The 23,463-nt window shown below is 63.6% G+C and carries 21 protein-coding genes; 8 read left to right on the top strand and 13 right to left on the bottom strand.

Features of this window, described 5'->3' with window-relative positions; translation table 11 throughout:
• Positions 1-2 precede the first annotated feature (2 nt).
• From JN756_RS29545 to JN756_RS29515, 7 genes are all read right to left on the bottom strand, one after another.
• A complete protein-coding gene (locus JN756_RS29545) occupies positions 3-185 on the bottom strand; it encodes a hypothetical protein (protein ID WP_017847861.1) in 183 nt (60 codons plus the stop codon).
• Positions 182-1,285, bottom strand: coding sequence for a PepSY-associated TM helix domain-containing protein (locus JN756_RS29540; RefSeq protein ID WP_201021607.1), 1,104 nt, complete (start codon positions 1,283-1,285; stop codon positions 182-184). The genes JN756_RS29545 and JN756_RS29540 overlap by 4 nt, the downstream gene beginning before the upstream one ends.
• 62 nt (positions 1,286-1,347) lie before the next feature.
• Positions 1,348-3,777 carry a TonB-dependent siderophore receptor gene (locus tag JN756_RS29535; protein WP_201021606.1) on the bottom strand — a complete coding sequence of 810 codons (2,430 nt, stop codon included), beginning with the start codon at positions 3,775-3,777 and terminating at the stop codon, positions 1,348-1,350.
• A gap of 228 nt (positions 3,778-4,005) precedes the next feature.
• Complete coding sequence (locus JN756_RS29530; protein WP_201021605.1) at positions 4,006-4,974, bottom strand: FecR domain-containing protein; 969 nt, start codon at positions 4,972-4,974, stop codon at positions 4,006-4,008.
• On the bottom strand, positions 4,971-5,489 hold the full coding sequence (locus JN756_RS29525) for an RNA polymerase sigma factor (RefSeq protein ID WP_026140138.1): 519 nt from the start codon (positions 5,487-5,489) through the stop codon (positions 4,971-4,973). Before JN756_RS29525 ends, JN756_RS29530 begins: the two co-directional genes overlap by 4 nt.
• A 97-nt stretch (positions 5,490-5,586) precedes the next feature.
• Complete coding sequence (locus JN756_RS29520) at positions 5,587-6,294, bottom strand: 3'-5' exonuclease (protein ID WP_017847856.1); 708 nt, start codon at positions 6,292-6,294, stop codon at positions 5,587-5,589.
• Entirely contained in the window at positions 6,291-8,213 is a 1,923-nt protein-coding gene (locus tag JN756_RS29515) for a DUF294 nucleotidyltransferase-like domain-containing protein (RefSeq protein ID WP_032804651.1), read from the bottom strand. Before JN756_RS29515 ends, JN756_RS29520 begins: the two co-directional genes overlap by 4 nt.
• 247 nt (positions 8,214-8,460) lie before the next feature.
• On the opposite strand from JN756_RS29515, the gene JN756_RS29510 reads away from it, so the two are divergent.
• The gene (locus JN756_RS29510; protein ID WP_046381830.1) at positions 8,461-8,907 is read left to right on the top strand and encodes a response regulator; all 447 of its coding nucleotides are present in this window, start codon (positions 8,461-8,463) and stop codon (positions 8,905-8,907) included.
• A 156-nt stretch (positions 8,908-9,063) separates the two neighbouring features.
• Here JN756_RS29510 and JN756_RS29505 read toward each other — a convergent pair whose 3' ends face one another.
• The gene (locus JN756_RS29505; protein WP_201021604.1) at positions 9,064-11,241 is read right to left on the bottom strand and encodes a malate synthase G; all 2,178 of its coding nucleotides are present in this window, start codon (positions 11,239-11,241) and stop codon (positions 9,064-9,066) included.
• A 388-nt stretch (positions 11,242-11,629) separates the two neighbouring features.
• Between JN756_RS29505 and JN756_RS29500 the strand changes: the two genes are divergently transcribed.
• A complete protein-coding gene (locus JN756_RS29500; RefSeq protein ID WP_017847852.1) occupies positions 11,630-12,148 on the top strand; it encodes a glycine cleavage system transcriptional repressor in 519 nt (172 codons plus the stop codon).
• Positions 12,149-12,370: 222 nt separating this feature from the next.
• Here the strand turns inward: JN756_RS29500 and rarD are convergent, their stop codons facing one another.
• The 5 genes from rarD to JN756_RS29475 all read right to left on the bottom strand — a co-directional run bounded on the left by rarD (position 12,371) and on the right by JN756_RS29475 (position 18,275).
• Positions 12,371-13,255 carry an EamA family transporter RarD gene (gene rarD / locus JN756_RS29495; protein WP_017847851.1) on the bottom strand — a complete coding sequence of 295 codons (885 nt, stop codon included), beginning with the start codon at positions 13,253-13,255 and terminating at the stop codon, positions 12,371-12,373.
• 119 nt (positions 13,256-13,374) lie between these two features.
• On the bottom strand, positions 13,375-14,349 hold the full coding sequence (locus JN756_RS29490) for a serine/threonine protein kinase (protein WP_017847850.1): 975 nt from the start codon (positions 14,347-14,349) through the stop codon (positions 13,375-13,377).
• Positions 14,350-14,725: 376 nt separating this feature from the next.
• Positions 14,726-16,624: a PhoX family protein gene (locus JN756_RS29485; protein ID WP_177029588.1), complete on the bottom strand. Its 1,899-nt coding sequence runs from the start codon at positions 16,622-16,624 to the stop codon at positions 14,726-14,728.
• A 90-nt stretch (positions 16,625-16,714) separates the two neighbouring features.
• Positions 16,715-17,479 carry a TOBE domain-containing protein gene (locus JN756_RS29480; RefSeq protein WP_057005408.1) on the bottom strand — a complete coding sequence of 255 codons (765 nt, stop codon included), beginning with the start codon at positions 17,477-17,479 and terminating at the stop codon, positions 16,715-16,717.
• A 58-nt stretch (positions 17,480-17,537) separates the two neighbouring features.
• A complete protein-coding gene (locus JN756_RS29475) occupies positions 17,538-18,275 on the bottom strand; it encodes a ComFC family protein (RefSeq protein ID WP_108524941.1) in 738 nt (245 codons plus the stop codon).
• 92 nt (positions 18,276-18,367) lie between these two features.
• Here JN756_RS29475 and bioB point away from each other — a divergent pair, with 92 nt between their 5' ends.
• The 6 genes from bioB to JN756_RS29445 all read left to right on the top strand — a co-directional run bounded on the left by bioB (position 18,368) and on the right by JN756_RS29445 (position 23,351).
• Positions 18,368-19,423: a biotin synthase BioB gene (bioB, locus tag JN756_RS29470; protein ID WP_017847846.1), complete on the top strand. Its 1,056-nt coding sequence runs from the start codon at positions 18,368-18,370 to the stop codon at positions 19,421-19,423.
• 154 nt (positions 19,424-19,577) lie between these two features.
• On the top strand, positions 19,578-20,759 hold the full coding sequence (gene bioF / locus JN756_RS29465; protein ID WP_017847845.1) for an 8-amino-7-oxononanoate synthase: 1,182 nt from the start codon (positions 19,578-19,580) through the stop codon (positions 20,757-20,759).
• Positions 20,752-21,483 (top strand): alpha/beta fold hydrolase, encoded by a 732-nt coding sequence (locus JN756_RS29460; RefSeq protein ID WP_201021603.1) that lies wholly within the window; start codon positions 20,752-20,754, stop codon positions 21,481-21,483. Before bioF ends, JN756_RS29460 begins: the two co-directional genes overlap by 8 nt.
• Positions 21,476-22,288, top strand: a complete 813-nt coding sequence (gene bioC / locus JN756_RS29455; RefSeq protein ID WP_017847843.1) for a malonyl-ACP O-methyltransferase BioC — start codon at positions 21,476-21,478, stop codon at positions 22,286-22,288. Before JN756_RS29460 ends, bioC begins: the two co-directional genes overlap by 8 nt.
• Complete coding sequence (bioD, locus tag JN756_RS29450; protein ID WP_046381837.1) at positions 22,285-22,965, top strand: dethiobiotin synthase; 681 nt, start codon at positions 22,285-22,287, stop codon at positions 22,963-22,965. The genes bioC and bioD overlap by 4 nt, the downstream gene beginning before the upstream one ends.
• A 104-nt stretch (positions 22,966-23,069) precedes the next feature.
• Complete coding sequence (locus JN756_RS29445) at positions 23,070-23,351, top strand: hypothetical protein (RefSeq protein WP_046381838.1); 282 nt, start codon at positions 23,070-23,072, stop codon at positions 23,349-23,351.
• Positions 23,352-23,463 lie beyond the last annotated feature (112 nt).

The following is a 23,463-nucleotide window of genomic DNA, read 5'->3' as shown; positions in this document are numbered from 1 at the left end:
CCTCAACCACGCCGCCTGAACAACGCCCAAGTCCCAATGACCGCAGGAATACTCAACCCGACCCAACTCAGCGCATCCCACAGCCCATCCCCCAGCAACGCGGCAAACAAACCGACGGCGCTGAGCAGGCCGATCCCCAGCGGAATGCCGAACACTTTCCAGAAACTCGATTGACGCGGCCTCATGCCTTGCCCGCCTTGCGCCGCACCCACCACAGGTACACACCGCTGCCGAGCACGACGATGGTCAGCCCATCCAGTAGCGCCCAGAGGATTTTCATCGGCATGCCGCCGTAGTCGCCGAAGTGCAGCGGCTGCGACATGCCCATGGCGTCCATGTACCACGGCCGCTCGGCGATCGCGGTGACGGCCAGGCTGCTGGCGTCGATCAGCACCGGCGTGAGCAGGTGCGAGGTCAGGTGGGTGCTGCCCTTCATGAACACCGCGTAATGGTGTTCACTGGAAAAGCGCGTGCCGGGGAAGGCGATGAAGTCCGGCTGCATGCCGGGCGCGGCCGCGGCGGCGATCTTGAGCAGATCGTTGGCCGGTGCGCGCAGGGTCAGCGGCGGGGCGTGCTGGTACGGTTCGATCATTGCGCTGAGGCTGTCGTTGCGCCAGGCGGCGATGATCAGGTCGGCGCAAGCGCTGATCACGCCGGTCACGCCGACCACCAGCGCCCAGGTCAGGGTGACCACGCCGATCAGGTTGTGCAGGTCGAGCCAACGCAGGCGGGTGGATTTGTTCTGGCGCACGGTGGCGAACGTCAAGCGGCGCATGAACGGCAGGTAAAGCAGCGTGCCCGAGACAATCGCCAGCACAAACAACAGGCCCATGAACGCCAGCAGCCACTTGCCCGGCAGGCCGGCGAACATATCCACATGCAGGCGCAGCAGGAACAGCGTCAAGCCGCCGTTGGCCGACGGCATCTCCACGGTTGCGCCGGTGCGCGCGTCGAGCATGAACGTGTGCGACGCATTGGGTTCGGTGCCAGCGGTGGCGGCCATGATCGCGATCACGCCGTGCGGGTCGTCTTCGTCCCACGCCAGGTATTGCATGACTTCGCCAGGGCGATGCGCCTGGGCTTTGGCCACCAGTTGCTCGAGGTTCAGCTGTGGTGTGTCGGCGGGCATCTGCTGCAGCTCGGGTTCGTTGCCCAGCAGGTGATCGAGCTCGTGGTGGAAAATCAACGGCAGGCCGGTAAGGGCGAGCAACAGCAGGAACAAGGTGCAGATCAGGCTGGTCCAGGTGTGGATAAAGGACCAGCGGCGGATGGTTCGGCTTTTCATTTGTTGGCCTTCAGACACACCCAAGCCGCCCCTGGAGGCGGCCGGGAGGTCAACTCAGTCGTTTACCACTGGTAGGTGGCGCTGGCGACCACACTGCGCTGGTCGCCGAAGTAGCAGTAGGAACCGTCACAGGTGGAGAGGTAGTCCTTGTCGAACAGGTTGGTCGCGTTCAGTTTCAGCGAGGCGCCTTTGAGGCTGTTGTCCAGGCGGCCGAGGTCGTAATGCACGGCGGCGTCGAACACCGTGTAGGCGTTGGCCTTGCCCGTCCAGGTATTGCCCTGGTCGCCATAGGTATTGCCGGTGTAGCGGGCCCCGGCGCCAATGCCGAAACCGTCGAGCATGCCGCTGTGCCAGGTGTAGTCCGTCCACAGGGAGGCTTGCTGGTTCGGCATCAGCTGCAGGCGGTTGCCCTTGTATTGGCCTTTTTGCACTTCGGACTTGGCCAGGGTGTAGGCGGCTATCAGCTTGAGGTTTTCACTCACGTCAGACACGGCTTCGAGTTCCAGGCCCTTGACCTTCACTTCGCCGGTCTGGTCGGTCACCGATTCGCCCCCGGCGCCGAAGCTGGTGACCAGCACGTTTTTCTGGGTCAGGTCGTAAACCGCTGCGCTGAGCAATGTGTTGGAGCCGGGAGGCTGATACTTGACCCCCAGTTCCCATTGCTTGCCCTGCGTGGGCTTGTACGATTTGACCGGGTCGACGCTGGCATTGCTCGCCGGCTGGAAGGACTCGGCGTAGGACAGGTACGGCACGAAGCCCGAATCGAAGACATAGCTCAGCGCCGCGTTGCCACTGAAGTTCCGGCTGCGGTCGGTGTTGGTCGCGTCGTCCTTGTTGAAGTACGTGGTGCCCTGATGCACCCAGTCTTCACGCCCGCCGAGGGTCAGGCGCCATTTGTCGAAGGCCATCTGGTCTTGCACGTAGAGGCCGGTCTGTATGGTTTTCTGGTTGTAGTCGTAGTACGCGTCGGAGCGCGGCGGGCGGACGATCGTCTGGCCGTAGGTCGGGTTGAAGATATTGGTCGTCCCGGCGCTGCCGAAAATCGACAGATACGAAGTGTCGGTGCGTTGATGATCGAGCCCCAGCAACAGCGTGTGCGTGATGTCAGCCGTGTTGAAGTCAGCCTGGAAATGGTTGTCGACCGCGAATTGGCCGATGTTTTCGTCAACGTTGGTCGACGAACGACCGATGTTGCCCGCAGCGTCGGCAGGGCCGTAGATCAGTGAGCCCACGGTCAGTTGCTGGAACGCCAGCTCCGACTTGGTGTAGCGCAGGTTCTGGCGGAACTGCCATGTATCGTTGAAGCGATGCTCGAACGCATAGCCCAGCGCGTAGTAGGTGCGGTCGTAAAATTCATAGTCCGGATCGCCCAGGTTCTTGTGGTGGGAGACCTCGCCCAGCGGCGATTTGATCTTGGTGCCCTGGATCGGCAGGAACTGGCTGGTGGTGCCGGTATCGTCGCGGGTGAACTGCGAGAGCAGGGTCAGCTTGGTGTCGGTGTCGATGTTCCAAGTCAGGCTGGGGGCGATGTTGTAGCGCTTGTTGTCGATATGGTCGACCTGGGTGCCAGCATCCCGGACCACGCCGCTGACGCCATAGAGGAACTGGCCTTCATCATCGATCTTGCCGGTGCTGGCGAAATTGATCTGGCGATAGTTGTCACTGCCGTATTGCACTTGAATGGCATGGCTCGACTCCGCGCTGGGGCGCCGGCTGACCATGTCCAGCAGGCCGCCCGGCGGGGTCTGGCCATAGACCGAGGAGGCCGGGCCACGCAGCAGGGCGAGGCGATCCAGGTTCCAGGTTTCGGCCTTGGGGTTGGCATACACGCCGCGTGGCAACGGCAGGCCGTCGAGGAATTGGGTCGGTTCGAAGCCGCGAACGCGCATCCAGTCGTAGCGGGTGTCGCTGCCGTAGCTGGCGGACACAATGCCGGGCATGTATTTGACGGCGTCATCCAGGTTCTGCACGTTGCGGTCCTGCATCTGCTCGCGGGTGGCGACGGAGATCGAGCGCGGTGCTTCGACCAGCGCGGTATCGGTCTTGGTGCCGGCGGCGGTACGCGTCGCCAGGTAGCCCTGCACCGGGCCCCAGGCGCTTTCAGTGTTGCCCTGGGCAACGATGCTGGTTTGCGGCAACGCCACGACCCCGTCCGCAATCGCCACCAGCGTGTAAGTCCCCGCGCTGCTCTGCTCCACCTGCAAGCCGCTGCCGCGCAGTGCCTCGCGCAGTGCGCCCGGGGCGTCGAACTGGCCCTGGACCGGCGCCGAGGTTTTGCCCGCGGCCAGTGCCGGGCTGAGGGTCAGTGCGAGGCCGGCCTGGCTGGCGATCTGGTTCAGGGTGGCGGCCAATGGCGCGGCGGGCAGGTTGTAGGCGCGCACGCTGGACGCTTGCTCGGCGGCGATCAGCACGCTGCTGGTCAGCGGGGTGCTGAGGGCAATGGCCACGGCTAACAGGCTGGGGCGCAACAAGGTGTCTAGCGTGCGGGACATAGGGCGGCTCCTGAATGGAAGTAATTCGCAATTACCCATGTGCCGAGCGAGATTCGAAAAGTGATAGGGCTTGGGGAAAATAATTGTTGCCTGGGGCTATTCGGTGTTCTTGAGGGCCTCATCGCGGGCAAGCCCGCTCCCACATTCGACCGCGTTCAGCCTGATACAACGCGGTCGAAGGTGGGAGCGGGATTGCTCGCGCGAGCAATATCCCCGACACCGCCGGACCTAGGGCCTACCCTTCACCGTCACCCACCACGGCGTGCGCTGTTCGATCCGCACCGGCAGCGTCGGCAGCAGTGCGTTGAGCGCCAGGGTGGTGTCGTGCAGCGGGAAGCTGCCGGTGATGCGCAGGTTGGCCACGGCGTTATCCACACCCAGGTAGCCGCGGCGATAACGGCTCAGTTCCTCGACCACATCGCCCAGGCGGGCGTTGTCCACCACCAGCATGCCGCGGGTCCAGGCGTCGGTGGCGGGGGTGACGGCGAGCAGCGGGCCGAGGCTGTCGCTGCGCATCAGCACTTGCTGGCCGGCCTTGAAGATCTGTTCCTGATGCAGCGCCTCGGGTTGTGCGGCCACCGCCGATTGCAGCACGCTCAGGCGCGTGGCGGCGTCCTCGCGCTTGACGATAAACCGCGTGCCCAGTGCGCGCAGGCTGCCGTCGCGGGTCTGCACATAGAACGGGCGCGCATCGTTGTGGCCGGTTTCGACGAGGATTTCGCCTTCCTGCAACACGATCAGCCGGCGTTTTTCATCGAAGCGCACATCGATGGCGCTGTGGGTGTTGAGGTTGATCTGCGTGCCGTCCGCCAGTGTCAGCGTGCGTTGTTCGCCGGTGGCGGTGCGTTGATCGGCCAGCCAATAGTGGAGCGGTACATAACGTTCCCCGGCAAACAAGGCCAGGCCGCAGACCAGTGCGATACTCGCCAGGCCGCTGCCGAGTTTGCGCACGCGCTGGCGAATGCCCTCGCGTGACTGCAACAACGCCGCCCGCGCCGGGCCCGAGGCCACGCTGAAGCGCTGGTCGAGCAGGCCCAGTTGGCGCCAGGCGCGGGCATGTTCTGCATCGCTGGCCAGCCATTTGGCGAACTCCTCCTGTTCCACGGCGCTGCCGTCCCCTGAGTCGAGGGACAGTTGCCAGGCAATCGCCGCATCCAGCACCCGAGCTGACACCGGTTTGCAACTGATTGCACTCACAGCGGCTCGCCATACAACGCGATGTAGCACTGACGGATGCCCTGGGCCAGGTACTGGCGCACGCGCGGCACCGACACGCCGAGGCGCCGGGCGATGTCGGCGTGGCCCAGGCCGTCGATGCGGTTGTAGAGAAACGCGGCGCGGGCCTTGCTCGACAGCGTGCCAAGCAGGCGGTCGATGGCCTTGAGGTCTTCGAGGATCAGTTGCTGGTCTTCCGGCGACGGCTGTTCGCTTTGCGGGATCAGCATCAATTCGCTGAGGTAGGCCTGTTCCAGGGCGGCGCGGCGGAAGTAGTCGAACAGCAAGCCTTTGGCGATCGCCACCAGGAAGGCGCGGGGCTCGCGGGGTTCGCGCAACCCGTCGCGGCCGAGCAGGCGCATGAAGGTGTCCTGGCTCAGGTCTTCGGCGCGGCTCGGGCAGGCCACATTGCGCCGCAGCCAGGCCAGCAGCCAGCCGCGATGGTCGCGATACAACGCACCGACAAGCTCACTGTGTGGGGTCTGGACCGACGACAAGGTATCACCGAATAAACAAGTTTAAACTAACGAGAATTATTCGCGATTGTGTCAGAGGCGTGCAGCGGGCGCAATTGGCGTCTGTCCGGCGGTGCTATTAAAACGATGGCGCCTGCTTGCGCCGTTTCCATTGGCTCAAACGTGCTTGCAGGGCGCGCGGTGTGTCGATGTGCTGCTGGCGCGCGCGGCTGAGCAGGATCAGCATCAGCTCCGCAGTGGCCAGGGCGTCGGCGCTGGCGTGATGGCGTTCGCCCACCTGCAGGTGGAAGTGGTCGATCCAGTCGTCCAGCCCGGCTTCGCGCAGCAGCGCCTCGGGGTACAGCAGCGGGGCGATGTCGGCCACGTCGAGGAAGGTATGGGCCAGGCGATAACCCAGGCTGTCCTTGAGCGCCCGGGCCAGCATGTGTTGATCGAACCGCGCATGGAAGGCCAGCAACGGGCTGTCGCCGACGAACTCCATGAAATCCAGCAACGCGTCCACCGGGTCACTGCCGGCGGCGATCGCGCTGGGGCCGAGACCGTGGATCAGCACGCTGGGGCTGAGTTTTGTTTCGGCGCGTTGCAGGGTGCGCTCGAACATCTGGGAAAAATCCACCGCGCCGTCCTCGATCACCACCGCACCGATGGACAACACCTGATCGCGGTTGAGGTTCAGGCCGCTGGTTTCCAGGTCCAGCACCACCCAGCGCTGGCTGCGCAATGCCGCGTCGCCCAGCGCGACCGGCTGGGGTAACTGCGCCAGGCGCTGCTGTTGTGTTGCGTCGAGATGGGGTTTGGCCGTGCGCAACCAACCAAATAAGTTCACAGCTGATACCGCACGGTCAGGCTGCTTTGCAGGCGCTGGGCCTGGCGCAGGGATTCGCGCAGGATGCGCCGGTCCAGGTGGTTGAGGCTGTCGGGGTCGACGCGGTTGGAATACGGCTGGTTTTCCCGCATCTGCAATTGGTGCTGCTGCATGCGGGTTTGCTGGATAAAGTGATACGCCTCTTCATAGGCGGCGCCATCCAGCGGCTCGATCACTTCCTTGACCACCAACTGGCGCAGGCGCTCCAGGGTGTTGATGGCGTGGACGTCGTTGGCCAGGGCCAGCAGGCGCGCGCCGTCGACAAAGGGCGTCAGGCCTTGCACCTTGAGGTCAAGGGTGGCTTTTTCGCCGCCTTTGCGCGTCAGCACGAAATCGCGGAAGCGCCCCACCGGCGGGCGCTGGCGCAAGGCGTTCTCCGCCAGCATGCGCTGGAACAGGCGGTTATCCGCGACCTGGTCGAGAATGCCCTGGCGCAGTTGTTCACAGCCCTGCTCATCGCCCCACACCACCCGCAGGTCGAAATAGATGGTCGACCCCAGCAGGTTCTCCGGCGTGGCTTCGCGGATGAACGCCGCAAACCGTCGCGCCCATTCGGCCCGCGACAGGCACAGCTCGGGGTTGCCGGCCATGATGTTGCCTTTGCACAAGGTGAAGCCGCACTGCGCCAGGCTCTGGTTGATCTGCTGCGCGAGGGGCAGCAGGCGCGCGCGGATCTCAGCCGCTTCGGCGGCGTCCTTGGCGTCGAACAGGATGCCGTTGTCCTGGTCGGTGTAGAGCGTCTGCTCGCGCCGGCCTTCGCTGCCGAAACACAACCAGGTGAACGGCACGCCGGGGTCGCCTTTGTCGGCGAGGGTCAGCTCGATGACTCGGCACACGGTGTGATCGTTGAGCAGGGTAATGATGTGGGTGATCTGGGTCGACGACGCGCCATGGGCCAGCATGCGCTCCACCAACTGGCCGATCTCGCCGCGTATCGCCACCAGGTTTTCCACCTTGGGCGCGTTGCGGATGGTACGGGCCAGGTGGACCAGGTCCACGCGTTGCAGGGAAAACAGGTCGCGCTCGGACACCACGCCGCACAGACGCTGGTCTTTGACCAGGCACACGTGGGCGATATGCCGTTCGGTCATTGCGATGGCGGCGTCGAAGGCGCTGTGGTCCGGGGTGAGGAAGAACGGCGCATGGGTCATGTGCGCGTCGATCGGCAGGGTGAAATCGCTGGTGCCGTCGGCCACCACCTGGCGCAGATCGCGCAGGGTGAAGATCCCCAGGGGCGCCTTGTGCTCATCCACGATCACAATGCTGCCGACCTGTTGCTCGTGCATCAGCGTCACCGCTTCGCGCAACGGAGTAGCCGGGCTGCACGTCACCGGGTGGCGCATGGCCAACTCGCCGAGGCGGGTGTTCAAGGAGTATTGGGTGCCGAGGGTTTCCACGGCTTTTTGCTGCACTTGCTGGTTGACCTGATCAAGCAGGCTGCTGACGCCGCGCAAGGCGAAATCGCGGAACTCGCTGGACAGCGCGAACAGCTTGATAAACGCCGGCTTGTTCAGTTGCAGGCAGAAGGTGTCTTCGGCGGCCTTGTGCTCGGTGCGCGTCGCACGTTCGCCCAGCAGTGCCGCAAGGGGGAAGCACTCGCCGGTGGCAATCTCAAAGGTGGGTTCGGCCGAATCCGGCCGTTCGCCGATGACCCGGCCCTGCTTGACGATGTAAAAGTGCTCCACCGGCCCGGCCGACGGTTTGAGGATGCTTTCGCCGGGGCCATAAAAGCGCAATTGGCACTGCTCTACCAGGAACGCGAGGTGCGCGTTTTCCATTTGGTTGAACGGCGGGAAGCGTTGCAGGAACTGCAAGGTGCCGTGGATGTTCTGCAACACCGCAGTTTTTCCCGCCTGGGCGAATGCATCAGCTTTACTCATAACTATGACCGCGATGTTTTTGTCGTTATCGTCCTGCATGGTCGACTCCTGCACGGCGGGTGCCCATTGGACGTAAGTCTAGGTCGATGAAAACGGCGCATAACTAGGGAAAAACCTTACATGACGATCGTCCAAACCCCGTAGAACGCCCACTAGGCAAACTTTCCGACGAAGTGCACATTGTTCGCCCTTCCGCAGATGTCTGACGAGTGTGCTGGGAGATTGATGAGAGCTAGCTGAGAACCGTATGTCCGACCACGATATTTTGAGTGATGCCGAGCGCGAAGCGCTGAGCGCTGTGATGCTGAAGCCTGATTTACCGCCACAACGCGTGTTGATCGTCGACGACGACAAGGATGCGCGCGAACTGCTGGCGGAAATCCTGGGCCTGGACGGGATTCGCTGCATGACCGCCGAGAGTGGTGAGGCAGCCTTGAAACTCTTGAAGTCGAGCCGCTCCATTGGGTTGCTGATCACCGACCTGCGCATGGCGCCGAGCAACGGCCTCCAGTTGATTCGCGAAGTGCGCGAATCCGAGCGCGCGGCGCTGCCGATCATCGTCGTGTCCGGGAACGCCGGAGCGCTGGATGTGATCGATGCGATGCATTTGAGCGTGGTGGACTTTCTGCTCAAGCCGATTGATAGCGTGAAGTTGGCGAAGATGGTCAAGCGCGAGTTGGGGATGAGGTCCTGATTTTTGCGGTGTATGTAAAGGCCTCATCGGGGGCAAGCCCCCTCCCACAGTTGACCGCGTACATCCTGTGGGAGGGGGCTTGCCCCCGATGAGGCCATTCCGGACACCACAAGCCTCAAAGAAAAAGCCCTGATCGCAAGACCAGGGCTTTTTCATTTACAGGCCGTTTTTAGCCTTGAACTCCCGACGCCTGCGATGCAACACCGGCTCGGTATAACCGTTAGGCTGTTTGGTGCCTTCAATCACCAACTCCACCGCCGCCTGGAACGCGATATTGCTATCGAAGTCCGGCGCCAGCGGGCGGTACAACGCATCCCCGGCATTCTGACGGTCTACCACCGGCGCCATGCGCTTGAGGCTTTCCATCACCTGATCCTGAGTGACCACGCCGTGGCGCAGCCAGTTGGCGATGTGCTGGCTGGAAATGCGCAGGGTGGCGCGGTCTTCCATCAGGCCGATGTCGTTGATGTCCGGCACTTTCGAGCAGCCGACGCCCTGGTCGATCCAGCGCACCACATAACCGAGGATGCCCTGGGCGTTGTTGTCCAGCTCGTTGCGGATCTCTTCGTCCGACCAGTTAGGGTTGTTCGCCAGCGGGATGGTCAGGATATCGTCCAGCGACGCGCGCTCGCGCTTGGCCAGTTCGGCCTGGCGCGCGAACACGTCGACCTTGTGGTAGTGCAACGCGTGCAACGCAGCCGCCGTCGGCGACGGCACCCAGGCGGTGTTGGCGCCGGCCAGCGGGTGGGCGATTTTCTGTTCGAGCATCGCCGCCATCAGGTCGGGCATGGCCCACATGCCTTTACCGATCTGCGCACGGCCTTGCAGGCCGGTAGCGAGGCCGATATCGACGTTCCAGTTTTCGTAGGCGCCGATCCATTTTTCCGCCTTCATCGCGGCCTTGCGCACCATCGCGCCGGCTTCCATGGAGGTGTGGATTTCATCGCCGGTGCGGTCGAGGAAGCCGGTGTTGATAAACACCACGCGCTCGCTGGCGGCCTTGATGCAGGCCTTGAGGTTGACCGTGGTACGGCGCTCCTCGTCCATGATCCCGACCTTGAGGGTGTTGCGCGGCAGGTTCAGCACGTCTTCGATGCGGCCGAACAGCTCGTTGGTGAACGCCGCTTCTTCCGGGCCGTGCATCTTCGGTTTCACGATGTACACGGAACCGGTGCGGCTGTTCTTGCGGCTGCTGTTGCCGTTGAGGCTGTGGATCGCCGCCAGGCTGGTGAGCAGGCCGTCGAGAATGCCTTCCGGTACTTCGTTGCCGTTTTTGTCGAGGATCGCGTCGATGGTCATCAAGTGGCCAACGTTGCGCACGAACAGCAGCGAGCGACCGTGCAGCGTCACGTCCTGGCCATTCACGCCGGTGTAGACGCGGTCGGCGTTCATGGTGCGGGTGAAGGTCTTGCCGCCTTTGGCCACTTCTTCGGCCAGGTCGCCTTTCATCAGGCCGAGCCAGTTGCGGTAGATCACCACTTTGTCGTCGGCATCGACGGCGGCGACGGAGTCTTCGCAGTCCATGATGGTGGTCAGCGCGGCTTCCATCAGCACGTCTTTGACGCCGGCCGCGTCGGTCTGGCCGACCGGGGTGCTGGCATCAATCTGGATTTCGAAATGCAGGCCGTTGTGTTTGAGCAGGATCGCAATCGGCTGGGCGCTGTCGCCCTGGAAGCCGATCAACTGGGCATCGTCGCGCAGGCCGCTGTTGCTGCCGCCTTTGAGGCTGACCACGAGTTTGCCGTCAACGATCTTGTAGCCAGTGGAATCGACGTGGCTGCCGGCGCTGAGCGGTGCGACTTCGTCGAGGAAGGCGCGGGCGAAGGCGATGACCTTGTCGCCGCGCACCTTGTTGTAGCCCTGGCCCTTTTCGGCGCCGTCGGCTTCGCTGATGGCGTCGGTGCCATACAGCGCGTCATACAGCGAGCCCCAGCGCGCATTGGAGGCGTTGAGGGCGAAACGGGCGTTCATCACCGGCACAACCAGCTGGGGGCCGGCCATGCGGGCGATTTCGTCATCGACGTTTTGGGTCGAGGCCTGGAAGTCTGCGGCTTCTGGCAGCAGGTATCCGATATCTTGCAGGAAGGCTTTGTAGGCCACCGGGTCATGCGCCTGGCCGGCGTGAGTCTGGTGCCAGGTGTCGATCCGCGCTTGGAAATCGTCGCGTTTGGCGAGTAGGGCTTTGTTCTTCGGTGCCAGGTCGTGGATGACCTTGTCGGCACCGGCCCAGAACTGGTCGGCAGTGATGCCGGTACCGGGAATGGCTTCGTTGTTCACGAAGTCGAACAGGACTTTGGCGACCTGCAGGCCACCGACTTGAACGTGTTCAGTCATTGCTTGCCTCACTCTGCGGAGCTTATGCGCTTTTCAGCTTTTCAATTTACCAATGAAGCCTCTGGCCATTTAAACCGCGGGCACGCTGCGCCGGTACATGCCTGTGAAGGCGGCTGGGCAGGCTGTGTCGCGGAGCATGGTTGCCGTGGCAGACATCGACCCAACGTTATGTAGTGCGCGATTGCGCATACTACATGATGACTTGCGCTTGTGAAAATTAGACTAAATACGTCGTTTAGCGACCCACTTTGGTCGTATGGTCACAGTGGGGTCTTGGATGTTCTCAAGAAACAGATGGATTGTTCCAGATAAATATAAAAATGGTACACGATTTGTTTTCGGGGGCATCTGCGTCCACCTTGTAGATTGAATTCCAGAGGGCTTCGCCATGGACCATCTTGTACTCACTATCATTGCCGCCGACAAACCCGGCCTGGTTGAACGCATTGCGCAGAACATCGCGGCCCACGGCGGCAACTGGCTGGAGAGCCGCATGGCGCACATGGCCGGGCAGTTTGCCGGGATTCTGAGGGTCAGCGTTCCCGCCGAGAACCGTCAGGCCCTGGTGAATGCGCTGGAGGACTTATCCACACACGGCATTCGCGTGCTGGTGGGCGAGAGCGGCGCCGGGCAGGCGGCGGCGTCCAAACCGATCACCATGACGCTGGTGGGCAACGACCGGCCGGGGATCGTGCGTGAGATTACCGCGCTGTTGAGCAAGCAGGGGGTGAACCTCGAACGCTTGAGCACCGACGTGCGCCCGGCGCCGATGAGCGGCGACCCGCTGTTCCACGCCGATGCATCACTGGCGGTGCCGTCTGGCTTGGCGCTGGACACCCTGCAAGCGGCCCTGGAAACCCTGGCCGACGACTTGATGGTGGAGTTGGAACTGCGCCGCGAGGAATAACCACCCACAAGGTTATGCATGGAAATCTTGCATGGGCCTGTGGATAACCTGTAGAGACCCGGCGCCAGGCCACGCCGGCCGTGCTTCTCCGTCAGCTGAGCAAAAAACGAGCAGTTTCAAGGGCTTGTACACAAATGGCGGGGATCAGGTTGTGGATAACCTTGGGGTGGATCTCTGCAAGCCATGCGGGCCGTGGCTTGCAGAGGTTTGTACGTTATTTGATCAGCGTTTGCGCACGGTCAGCCAGGCGTCCAGGCTGTAGACCACCAGGCCGGCCCAGATAAAGGCGAAGGCGATCAGCGTGCTGGTTGCCAGTTGTTCACCAAACAGCAGCACCGCTTCGAGCAGCACCAGGGTCGGCGCCACGTACTGCAAAAAGCCCAGGGCGGTGTAGGGCAAATGCCGTGCGGCGGCGTTGAAGCACACCAGTGGGATCAGCGTCACCGGGCCGGCGGCCACCAGCCACCAGGCTTCGGACGTACTCCAGAATGCCAACTGCGCGCTGTGCGCCGACGGGTTGAACAGCAACCAGGCGACGGCGATCGGCACCAACATCCAGGTTTCCACCACCAGCCCCGGCAGTGCCTTGACCGGCGCCTGCTTGCGGATCAGGCCATAGAAACCGAAGGTCAGCGCCAGCGCCAGCGACACCCACGGCAAACTGCCCACCTGCCACACCTGTTGCGCCACCCCCGCGGCGGCGAGACCGACGGCGAGCCATTGCAGGCGGCGCAGGCGTTCGCCGAGGAGCAGCATGCCGAGCAACACGTTCACCAGCGGGTTGATGTAGTAACCCAGGCTGGCTTCGAGCATGCGTCCGCTGTTCACCGACCACACATAGGTCAGCCAGTTAGCCGCAATCAACGCCCCGCTGAGCGCCAGGATCGCCAGGCGCCGCGGGTTATCGCGCAGTTCGCGGAACCAGCCGGGGTGTTTCCAGACCATCAGCAACAGCGTGCCGAACAGCGCCGACCAGAGCACGCGGTGTACGATGATTTCGGCGGCGGGGACACTGGCGATGGCTTTGAAATAGAGCGGGAACAGACCCCAGATGACATAGGCGCTCAGGCCCAGGATGTAGCCCTTGCGGGGGTTGGCGGCGTGCATTGCAGAATCCTTGCTTAGGCAGCTAACAAAGCGCGATTGTAAGGATATTTGTCCGCTCGTGGGGCCTGCAGTGCTTTATGTGGGAGGGGGCTTGCTCCCTCCCACAGGAAGCAACGCCGTCAGAACAGTTTCAGCGGTTCTTCGTTGAGCGCCGACAACTGTTCGCGCAACGCCAACACCTGATCACCCCAATACCGCTCGCTGCCGAACCACGGAAAGCTGTGGGGGAACGCCGGGTCATCCCAGCGCCGCGCCAGCCAGGCGCTGTAGTGCATCAGGCGCAAGGCCCGCAGCGGTTCGATCAGCGCCAGTTCGCGCGGGTCGAAATCGTGGAATTCCTGGTAGCCGTCCATCAACTCCGACAGCTGGCCCAGACATTCCTGACGGTCGCCGGCGAGCATCATCCACAGGTCCTGTACGGCCGGGCCCATGCGGCAGTCATCGAGGTCGACGATGTGGAACATCTCGTCGCGGCACATCATGTTGCCGGGGTGGCAATCGCCGTGCATGCGGATGTTCTTGTGCGGCGTGGCCTTGTACACCTCTTCCACACGCTTGAGCAGGTCGCGGGCCACGGACTCGTAGGCCGGCAGCAGGCTTTTGGGAATGAAGTTGCCTTCGAGCAGGGTGGTCAGGGAGTCGTGGCCGAAGTTCTTCACGCCCAGGGCTTCGCGGTGTTCGAACGGGCGGGTCGCGCCGACCGCGTGCAAGCGCCCGAGCAACTGGCCAAGGCGATAGAGCTGGTCCAGATTGCCCGGCTCCGGCGCCCGGCCGCCACGGCGCGGGAACAGAGCGAAGCGGAACCCGGCGTGTTCGAACAGGCTTGAGCCGTTATGGATCATCGGCGCGACCACCGGCACATCGCACTCGGCCAGTTCGAAGGTGAAGCTGTGTTCTTCGAGGATCGCTTCGTTGCTCCAGCGCTGCGGTCGGTAGAACTTGGCGATCAGCGGCTCGGCGTCTTCGATGCCCACTTGATACACACGGTTTTCGTAGCTGTTGAGCGCCAATACGCGCGCATCGCTGAGGAAGCCGATACTTTCGACAGCATCGAGCACCAGGTCGGGGGTGAGTGTTTCAAACGGATGGGCCATGCGAACTCCTGCGCGCAGCAGGGCGCCGCGTCCGGCCGGGTATGGTAACGCACCGGGCTTGAGATAGGGGGCGGCTGTGCCATTGCTATCGGGGGCAAGCCCCCTCCCACAGTTGAAGGTATTCACAAATCAACATGTGGCAGGGGGCTTGCCCCCTCTCACAGTTGAAGGTATTCACAAATCAACATGTGGCAGGGGGCTTGCCCCCTCTCACAGTTGAAGGTATTCACAAATCAAAATGTGGCAGGAGGCTTGCCCCCTCCCACAGTTGAAGGTATTCACAAATCAAAATGTGGCAGGGGGCTTGCCCCCTCTCACAGTTGAAGGTATTCACAAATCAACATGTGGGAGGGGGCTTGCCCCCGATAGCGGTCTGTCAGGCGCCCACGATCCCACCATCATCCCGCCGAATCGCCATCACCGACGAACGCGGCTTGCCATTGGGCAGATGCTCCGGCCAGGTCGAACCGCCGGTTTCGCCGGGATGCTGAATCCCCACGAACAAGGTCTTCTGATCCGGCGAGAAGCTGATCCCCGTCACCTCGCACGCCACCGGCCCGACCATGAAACGGCGGATTTCGCCGGTGTTGGGGTCGGCGCAGAGCATCTGGTTATTGCCCATGCCGGCGAAGTCGCCGCCGTTGCTGTAGTCACCGTCGGTCAGAATCCACAGGCGCCCGGCTTTGTCGAAACCCAGGCCATCGGGGCTGTTGAACATGTTCTGTGGGTTGATGTTCGACGAGCCGCCCTTCGGCGTACCGGCATGCACGCCGGGGTTGCCCGCGACCACAAACAGATCCCAGGTGAAATCGGCGGCGCCGTGGTTATCGGTGTTGGGCTTCCAGCGCAGGATCTGGCCGTAGACGTTTTTCTCGCGTGGGTTGGGCCCACCGACCGGCTGGCCGTCTTCGCCGCGCTTGGCGTTGTTGGTCAGGGTGCAATAGACCTGGCCGTCGGTGGGGCTGACCACGATCCATTCCGGGCGGTCCATGCGCGTGGCTTTCACCACACTGGCAGCCAGGCGTGCATGGATCAGCACTTCGGCCTGGCTGGCGAAACCGGTGCTGGCGTCGATGCCGTTCTTGCCATGGGTCAGCTCGACCCACTGGCCGTTGCCCTTGGGGTGGTCGGCGTTGCCGTCGCCGGCGTCGAAGATCGCCACAAACAACGTGCCATGGTCGAGCAGGTCTTTGTTGGCCTTGGGGTTCTGGTGGTCGATCGGGTCGCGGCTGACGAACTTGTAGATGAATTCGCCGCGCTCGTCGTCGCCCATGTACACCACGGCGCGGCCGTCGCGGGTTTCCGCGAGGGCTGCGTTTTCATGCTTGAAGCGGCCAAGGGCGGTGCGTTTGACGGGGGTGGAGTGCGGGTCGAACGGGTCGATTTCCACCACCCAGCCATGGCGATTGAGTTCGTTGGGATTCTTGGCCATATCGAAACGCGGGTCGTGCAGGTGCCAGTTGATCTCTTTGCTCGCCGCCACCACGCCGTAGCGCTTTTGCCCGGCGTCGAAGGTTTGTTGGGGGTTGCTGCTGCCGAAGCAGTCGGTGAAGTTCTCTTCGCACGTCAGATAAGTGCCCCACGGCGTCTTGCCGTTGGCGCAGTTCTGGAAGGTGCCGAGGGCTTTTTTGCCGGATTTGTCGGCGCTGGTTTTCAGCCAGTCATGGCCGGCCGCCGGGCCGCTCAGGCGGATCGGCGAGTTGCCGTGGATGCGCCGGTTGTAGCGCGAGTCCTGGACGAACTGCCAGGTGTCGCCCTGGCGGCGCACTTCGATCACCGACACACCTTCGCTGGCCTGGGCCTTGCGCACGTCTTCGGCCGATTGCGGCGCGCCGCCGTGGGCGAAGAGGTAGCGGTAGTTGGTGTATTCGTTATTGATCGCCATCAGCGCGCGGTTGTCGTCGCCGGGGAAGGCGAACAGGCTCATGCCATCGTTGTTGTCACCGAACTGCTGCTCCTGGGCCTTGGCCGTGCCGTTGCCGGACGGGTCGAACGCCGGGGCATTCTTGTGCAGCGGCTGGCCCCAACTGATCAGCACCGAGGCGCTGTAGCCGGGCGGCAGGGTGATGCTGTCGCTGGTGGCGGCGGCGATGCTGGCGAACCCCAGCAGCGGGCTGGCGTTGGCGGCATTCACGGCCAGCGCGCTGCGGGTCAGCAGGTTGCCGCCGAGGAACATCGCGGCTCCGCACAGGGCACCGGCGCCGATGAAGCGGCGGCGGGTGAGGCCGACCATCTGTTCGAGGTCGGTGGCTTGGTTTTCTTCTAATAGGCTCATGTCAGGCTCCCTGCGGTTTTTGCAGACACCATAAGGAGCGGGCATGACGAAATTGTTGCAGTTTGACGGCGGGCGCAGCAGGCCCGGCGCTTAGACGGGCGTGCCGAGCAATACATTGCTCGGCGCGAATTGCACCTGGATCGGCTGGCCTTCGGCGGCACCCAGGGCCTTGAGCGCGTGGGGCTGGGCCAGGGCGCAAAGTACCTGGCCGTTGGGCAGGGCGATTCGCACTTCGCTGGGGCCGTCCTCGGCGTCGAGAATGGCGTCGACGCTGCCGATCAGGCAATTGTGTCCAGGTGTTTCTGGGTGCTGGCTGGCACACACCTCCAGCCAGCCGGCCTTGATCAGGGCGACCACTTCGACACCGGCTTCCAGCTCCAGCCGTTGCGTGCTGTCGTGGGTGATCTGCGCGCTCAGGCTCAGGCCGCCGGCCAGTTGCAGGCGGATCAGATCATTGCGGCCGTGACGCTCGATGGCGACGACCTGGCCATGCAGTTGGTTGCGCGCACTGGTGCGCAGCATCAGGCGGCCCAGCAGGTTGAAGTCGCTGGCAGCTTCGTCCGAGCCGAGCACTTCGGCCTGTAACACTTGCAGGCGCTGATAGAGACGCAGCACGCGCTCGCCTTCGGCTGTCAGCCTGGCGCCGCCGCCGCCCTTGCCGCCGACGCTGCGTTCCACCAACGGGTTTTGCGCGAGGTTGTTCAGTTCGTCGATGGCGTCCCAGGCCGCTTTGTAGCTCAAGCCGGCGCTTTTCGCCGCGCGGGTGATCGAGCCCTGCTCGGCGATATGCGCGAGCAAAGCGATGCGCTGCGGGCGACGGATGATGTGTTGGCTGAGGGAGGTCGGCAGAGACATGGGGTTACGCTTCGATGAGATGAGCGGAACGTTGCGGGCAAGGCCGGCCGGAGTCAAGTCAGGCACCCGGTTTGGGCGTGCGCGCCAGGCAGTACACGTCGACCTGTCGCGCTCCGGCCTCCATCAACAGACGTGCCAGGCAGTGGGCGGTTGCGCCGGTGGTGAGCACGTCGTCGACCAGCGCAAAGTGGCGGTCGTGTACCGCCATGCCATGCGCCAGGGCGAAGGCGCCGCGCAGGTTGCGTTGGCGGCTCTTGGCGTCGAGCGCCTGTTGCGCGACGGTTTCACTGGGGCGTAACAACAGGTGTTCATTGTAGGCAATGTGCAGTTCGGCGCTGAGCCAGCGTGCCAGCATCAACGCCTGGTTATAACCGCGCTCGCGCAGGCGTTTGCGCGCCATGGGCACCGGCAGCAGGCAGTCGGGGCGCGGCAGTTCGGCGTTGTCGAAGCGGTGCTGCAGATGGCGTCCCAGCAAGCGCCCCAGCAGATGCCCGAGGGGCCAGCGCGCCTGATGCTTGAAGCGGCTGATCAGGCTATCGACGGGGAAGCTGTAGCGCCAGGCGGCAATGACCTGTTTAAAGGCCGGCGGGTGTTTCTGGCATTGGCCGCAGATCAGACCGTCCAGCGGCAGGGGCAGGGCGCAGACCTCGCACTGCTCCATCAGCCAGGGCAGCTCGGTTTCGCAGGCGTTGCACACACAATCGGCCGACTCAGTGGCTTCATCGCAGATTAAACAGTTCTGTACGTTTTTTGACCATATGTAAACTTGGTGTTTGTATCCAGGTTGACAGTGCATGAATCTTCCTTAAATATGCCGAGCATCCGTGTCGTGCCTGTGGGTATTGCCCTTCCCGCAGCGTTTGCCAAAGCATAATCAAGGAATCGCCCATGAGCGCCAGCACCACTGCCACCCTGCGTCACGATTGGTCCTTGGCCGAAGTCAAAGCACTGTTCGTGCAACCGTTCAATGACCTGTTGTTCCAGGCGCAGACCGTGCACCGCGCGCATTTCGATGCGAACCGTGTGCAGGTGTCGACCCTGCTGTCGATCAAGACCGGCGCCTGCCCGGAAGATTGCAAATATTGTCCGCAGTCGGGCCACTACAACACCGGTCTGGAAAAAGAAAAGCTGATGGAAGTGCAGAAGGTCCTCGAAGAGGCGGCCCGCGCCAAGGCCATCGGTTCGACCCGCTTCTGCATGGGCGCGGCGTGGAAACATCCGTCGGCCAAAGACATGCCCTACGTGCTGCAGATGGTCAAAGGCGTGAAGGCCATGGGCCTGGAAACCTGCATGACCCTCGGCCGTCTCGACCAGGACCAGACCGAAGCCCTGGCCCAGGCCGGCCTCGACTACTACAACCACAACCTCGACACGTCGCCAGAGTTCTACGGCTCGATCATCACCACCCGCACCTACGCCGAGCGCCTGCAAACCCTGGCCTATGTGCGCGATTCGGGGATGAAGATCTGCTCCGGCGGCATTCTCGGCATGGGCGAGTCCCTCGACGACCGCGCCAACCTGCTGATCCAGCTGGCCAACCTGCCGGAGCATCCGGAATCGGTGCCGATCAATATGCTGGTGAAGGTGGCCGGCACGCCGCTGGAAAACGCCGAGGAGATCGACCCGTTCGACTTTATCCGCATGCTGGCGGTGGCGCGCATCCTGATGCCGCAGTCCCATGTGCGGCTGTCGGCCGGCCGTGAGGCGATGAACGAGCAGATGCAGGCCCTGGCGTTCTTTGCTGGCGCCAACTCGATCTTCTACGGCGACAAACTGCTGACCACCGCCAACCCGCAGGCCGACAAGGACATGCAACTGTTCTCGCGCCTGGGCATCTTGCCGGAAGCGCGGGAAGAGCACGCCGACGAAGTCCACCAGGCGGCGATCGAGCAAGCGTTGGTGGAACAGAAAAGCAGCGAGCAGTTCTACAACGCCGCGGTTTAAAGCACCACGGCGATCCAAATGTGGAAGCTGGCTTGCCTGCGATAGCGGTCTTTCTGACACTTCGGTGGTGACAGTCCTGCCGCTATCGCAGGTAAGCCAGCTCCCACAGGGGATCGCGCCCTGTCTTACATTTCTCTGATCTGCCGAGGCCTGCATGTCTTTCGATCTCGCCGCGCGTCTCGCTGCCCGTCGTGCCGAACACCTTTACCGCCAACGCCCTCTGCTGGACAGCCCGCAAGGTCCGGAAGTGGTGGTGGACGGTCAACCGCTACTGGCGTTCTGCAGTAACGATTACCTGGGCCTGGCCAATCACCCGCAGGTGATCGAGGCCTGGCGTGCCGGTGCGTCCCGTTGGGGCGTGGGCGGTGGCGCTTCGCACCTGGTGGTCGGGCATGCCACGCCGCACCATGCGCTGGAAGAAGCCCTGGCCGACTTCACCGGACGCCCGCGTGCGTTGTTGTTTACCACCGGTTACATGGCCAACCTCGGTGCGGTCACGGCGCTGGTGGGGCAGGGCGATACGGTGCTGGAAGACCGCCTCAACCATGCTTCATTGCTGGATGCCGGCCTGCTGTCCGGGGCGCGCTTCAATCGCTACCTGCACAACGACGCCGCCAGCCTGGCCAAGCGCCTGGAGAAAGCCACCGGCAATACCCTGGTGGTCACCGATGGCGTGTTCAGCATGGACGGCAACCTCGCCGACTTGCCGGCGCTGGCCCGTGAAGCGCGGGCCAAAGGCGCCTGGTTGATGGTGGACGACGCCCATGGTTTCGGCCCGTTGGGCGCGAACGGCGGCGGTATCGTCGAACATTTCGGCCTGAGCCAGGCGGATGTGCCGGTGCTGGTCGGCACCCTGGGCAAAGCGTTCGGCACTGCGGGCGCCTTTGTCGCGGGCAGTGACGATTTGATCGAAAGCCTGATCCAGTTCGCCCGGCCCTACATCTACACCACCAGCCAACCCCCGGCCCTGGCCTGCGCCACCCTCAAAAGCCTGGAGCTGCTGCGCACCGAGCATTGGCGGCGCGAGCACCTCAACGGCCTGATCCGCCAGTTCCGCCACGGCGCCGAGCAGATCGGCCTGACGCTGATGGACAGCTTCACGCCGATTCAGCCGATCCTGATCGGCGACAGTGCCAAGGCCATGGCGTTGTCGCGGATGTTGCGCGAGCGCGGCCTGATGGTCACCGCGATCCGCCCACCCACCGTGCCCGCCGGCAGCGCCCGTTTGCGCGTGACGCTGACCGCGGCCCACAGCGCGGCGCAGGTGCAGCTATTGTTAAACGCATTGGAAGCGTGTTTCCGCTTGTCCGGTACGACGGAGCCCGACCATGCGTGATCGCTTGATCCTGCTGCCCGGCTGGGGCCTCGGCGTGTCGCCGCTGGAGCCGTTGGCCGCCGCCCTGCACGGCCTGAACGAGCACCTGCGCGTACAGGTCGAGCCGTTGCCGGCGTTGGCCTCCAGCGACCTGGATGAATGGCTCGACGAACTCGACGCGAGCCTGCCGGACAACGCCTGGCTCGGTGGTTGGTCGTTGGGCGGCATGCTCGCTTCCGAGCTGGCCGCGCGGCGCGGTGAGCGTTGTTGTGGGTTGCTGACCCTGGCGAGCAACCCGTGTTTCGTCGCCCGTGATAGTTGGCCGAACGCGATGCCCGGCGCAACCTTCGAGGCGTTCCTCGCCGGTTGCCACGCCGACGTCCCGGTCACCCTCAAGCGCTTCGGCCTGTTGTGCGCCAAAGGCGCCGCGGACCCTCGCGGCTTGGCGCGTCTGCTGACCAGCGCGGCACCACAGACGCCGTGGGACGTGTTGATGAGCGGCCTCGAGCTGCTTGCCCAACTGGATACCCGCGACGCCTTGGTGGCCTACCGCGGCCCGCAATTGCACCTGTTCGCGGGCCTGGATGAATTGGTGCCCGCCGAAGCCGCCAGCGACCTGCTGAGCCTGCTGTCCGATGTCGAAATCGGCCTGATTGAACAGGCCGGCCACGCTTTTCTCCTGGAGGACCCCCACGGTGTAGCGGGGGCCATCCAGGCTTTTTTGCACGAGTGCGTTGATGACTGATTTAGCCCATGCCTGCCTGCCAGGCGCGTTGCCGGACAAGCGCCAGGTGGCGGCCTCCTTTTCCCGTGCCGCCGCCAGTTACGACAGCGTGGCCGAGTTGCAGCGCGCGGTGGGGCATGAATTGCTGACCCGTCTGCCGCCGGCCTGCAGCGCGCAGCGCTGGTTGGACATGGGCTGCGGCACCGGTTATTTCAGCCGCGTGCTGGGCGAACGGCTGCCGGCCGGCCAAGGCGTGGCGCTGGATATTGCCCAAGGCATGCTCGACCATGCGCGGCCGTTGGGCGGCGCGCAGCATTTTATCGCCGGTGACGCCGAGCGCCTGCCGTTGCAGGCGGCCAGCTGCGGGTTGATCTTCTCCAGCCTGGCGGTGCAATGGTGCGCGGATTTCGCGGCGGTGCTCAGCGAAGCCTATCGCGTGCTGCAGCCGGGCGGCGTGCTGGCGTTCGCCAGCTTGTGCGTGGGCACATTGGACGAGTTGCGCGAAAGCTGGCGGGCGGTGGACGGGCGGGTCCACGTCAACCGCTTCCGCAGCTTCGAAGCCTATCAACAGCTGTGCGCGGCCAGTGACTTCAAGGTGCGGAGCCTGGAGCGGCGTGCTCATGTGTTGCATTACCCGGATGTGCGCAGCCTGACCCACGAATTGAAAGCGCTCGGCGCGCACAATCTCAACCCGGGGCGGCCGGGAGGGTTGACGGGCCGCGCGCGGATTGTTGCACTGATCGACGCCTACGAGCAGTTCCGCCAGGCCCAGGGCCTGCCGGCCACCTACCAAGTGGTGTACGCCGTACTGGAGAAGCCTCTATGAACGCCGCTTATTTCATCACCGGCACCGATACCGATGTCGGCAAGACCACCATCGCCGCCGGCCTGCTGCATGCCGCGCGCCTGGCCGGCAAAAGCACCGCCGCCGGCAAGCCGGTGGCTTCCGGTTGCCAGGTCACCGCCAAAGGCTTGCGCAACGCCGATGCGCTGGCACTGCTGGCCGAGTGTTCGTTGCCGTTGAGTTATGCCGAGGTCAACCCGGTGGCGTTCGAGCCGGCCATCGCGCCGCACCTGGCCGCGCGCGAGGCGGGCGTTGCGCTGACGGTGCAATCGCTGCTCAAACCCATGCAACAGATCCTGGCGCGAAAAGCGGATTTCACCCTGATCGAAGGCGCGGGCGGCTGGCGCGTGCCGTTGGCCGACCAGGACAACCTGTCCGACCTGGCCATGGCGCTGCAATTGCCGGTGATCCTGGTGGTGGGCGTGCGCCTGGGGTGCATCAGCCATGCCCTGCTCACCGCCGAAGCGATCGCGCGCGATGGCCTGCCGCTGGCCGGTTGGGTGGCGAATATCATCGAGCCGAAGACCTCTCGTCTGGAAGAAAACCTCGCCACCCTGGCCGAACGCTTGCCCGCGCCGTGCCTGGGCCGGGTGCCCAAACTCAAGCACGCCAGCAGCGCCGCGGTGGCCGAGTACCTGCACTTGGACTTGCTTGACTGATTTTGGCTATCGATAAGGCATTATGCCATTAGCGTTTTTGACGGGCCTTTTGCCCGGATGTCTGTTTCAATTCAACTTCACGATTCTCTCAGCAGGTCCACGCCATGGAAATCTCTGGCAGCAGCGCGTTTTATTCAGGCCTGAGCACCATTCAGGCCGGGCAGAGCCGCGTCGACCAGGCCGCCGGCAGGATTGCCAGCGCCGCCACTACCCAGCCGTCGGACGCCCAGAGCGACCTGCTGCAGGCCAATGACCGCGCCCAGCCGACCAACTCGGCGAGCAATATGGTCGAAATGGCCCAAGGCAAGTTTCAGGTGGAGCTGGGCGCGAAAGTCGCCAAGGCTTCCGATGAAATGCTCGGCACGTTGATCGACACCTTCGCCTGACCCCCTGAAGCAACGCGGTGTGCCAGGCACACCGCTCGCGCCTGCACCTTCGCCTTTTTCCCGATAACCCTTGTGGCGCCTCGCCGCAGGCATCGTCGTGCGCGCTCTTGAG

The organism is Pseudomonas sp. Y39-6, from assembly GCF_023651955.1.
GTDB classification, from domain to species: Bacteria; Pseudomonadota; Gammaproteobacteria; order Pseudomonadales; family Pseudomonadaceae; genus Aquipseudomonas; species Aquipseudomonas veronii.
This window is presented reverse-complemented; position numbering and strand designations above follow the sequence as displayed.

Excerpts from the sequence above, each read along its gene's own strand:
- JN756_RS29545 (WP_017847861.1), bottom strand. The coding sequence starts at position 185 with ATGAGGCCGCGTCAATCGAGTTTCTGGAAAGTGTTCGGCATTCCGCTG.
- JN756_RS29540 (WP_201021607.1), bottom strand. The coding sequence starts at position 1,285 with ATGAAAAGCCGAACCATCCGCCGCTGGTCCTTTATCCACACCTGGACC.
- JN756_RS29535 (WP_201021606.1), bottom strand. The coding sequence starts at position 3,777 with ATGTCCCGCACGCTAGACACCTTGTTGCGCCCCAGCCTGTTAGCCGTG.
- JN756_RS29515 (WP_032804651.1), bottom strand. The coding sequence starts at position 8,213 with ATGAGTAAAGCTGATGCATTCGCCCAGGCGGGAAAAACTGCGGTGTTG.
- JN756_RS29510 (WP_046381830.1), top strand. The coding sequence starts at position 8,461 with ATGTCCGACCACGATATTTTGAGTGATGCCGAGCGCGAAGCGCTGAGC.
- JN756_RS29505 (WP_201021604.1), bottom strand. The coding sequence starts at position 11,241 with ATGACTGAACACGTTCAAGTCGGTGGCCTGCAGGTCGCCAAAGTCCTG.
- JN756_RS29500 (WP_017847852.1), top strand. The coding sequence starts at position 11,630 with ATGGACCATCTTGTACTCACTATCATTGCCGCCGACAAACCCGGCCTG.
- rarD (WP_017847851.1), bottom strand. The coding sequence starts at position 13,255 with ATGCACGCCGCCAACCCCCGCAAGGGCTACATCCTGGGCCTGAGCGCC.
- JN756_RS29490 (WP_017847850.1), bottom strand. The coding sequence starts at position 14,349 with ATGGCCCATCCGTTTGAAACACTCACCCCCGACCTGGTGCTCGATGCT.
- JN756_RS29485 (WP_177029588.1), bottom strand. The coding sequence starts at position 16,624 with ATGAGCCTATTAGAAGAAAACCAAGCCACCGACCTCGAACAGATGGTC.
- JN756_RS29480 (WP_057005408.1), bottom strand. The coding sequence starts at position 17,479 with ATGTCTCTGCCGACCTCCCTCAGCCAACACATCATCCGTCGCCCGCAG.
- JN756_RS29475 (WP_108524941.1), bottom strand. The coding sequence starts at position 18,275 with ATGCACTGTCAACCTGGATACAAACACCAAGTTTACATATGGTCAAAA.
- bioB (WP_017847846.1), top strand. The coding sequence starts at position 18,368 with ATGAGCGCCAGCACCACTGCCACCCTGCGTCACGATTGGTCCTTGGCC.
- bioF (WP_017847845.1), top strand. The coding sequence starts at position 19,578 with ATGTCTTTCGATCTCGCCGCGCGTCTCGCTGCCCGTCGTGCCGAACAC.
- JN756_RS29460 (WP_201021603.1), top strand. The coding sequence starts at position 20,752 with ATGCGTGATCGCTTGATCCTGCTGCCCGGCTGGGGCCTCGGCGTGTCG.
- bioC (WP_017847843.1), top strand. The coding sequence starts at position 21,476 with ATGACTGATTTAGCCCATGCCTGCCTGCCAGGCGCGTTGCCGGACAAG.
- bioD (WP_046381837.1), top strand. The coding sequence starts at position 22,285 with ATGAACGCCGCTTATTTCATCACCGGCACCGATACCGATGTCGGCAAG.
- JN756_RS29445 (WP_046381838.1), top strand. The coding sequence starts at position 23,070 with ATGGAAATCTCTGGCAGCAGCGCGTTTTATTCAGGCCTGAGCACCATT.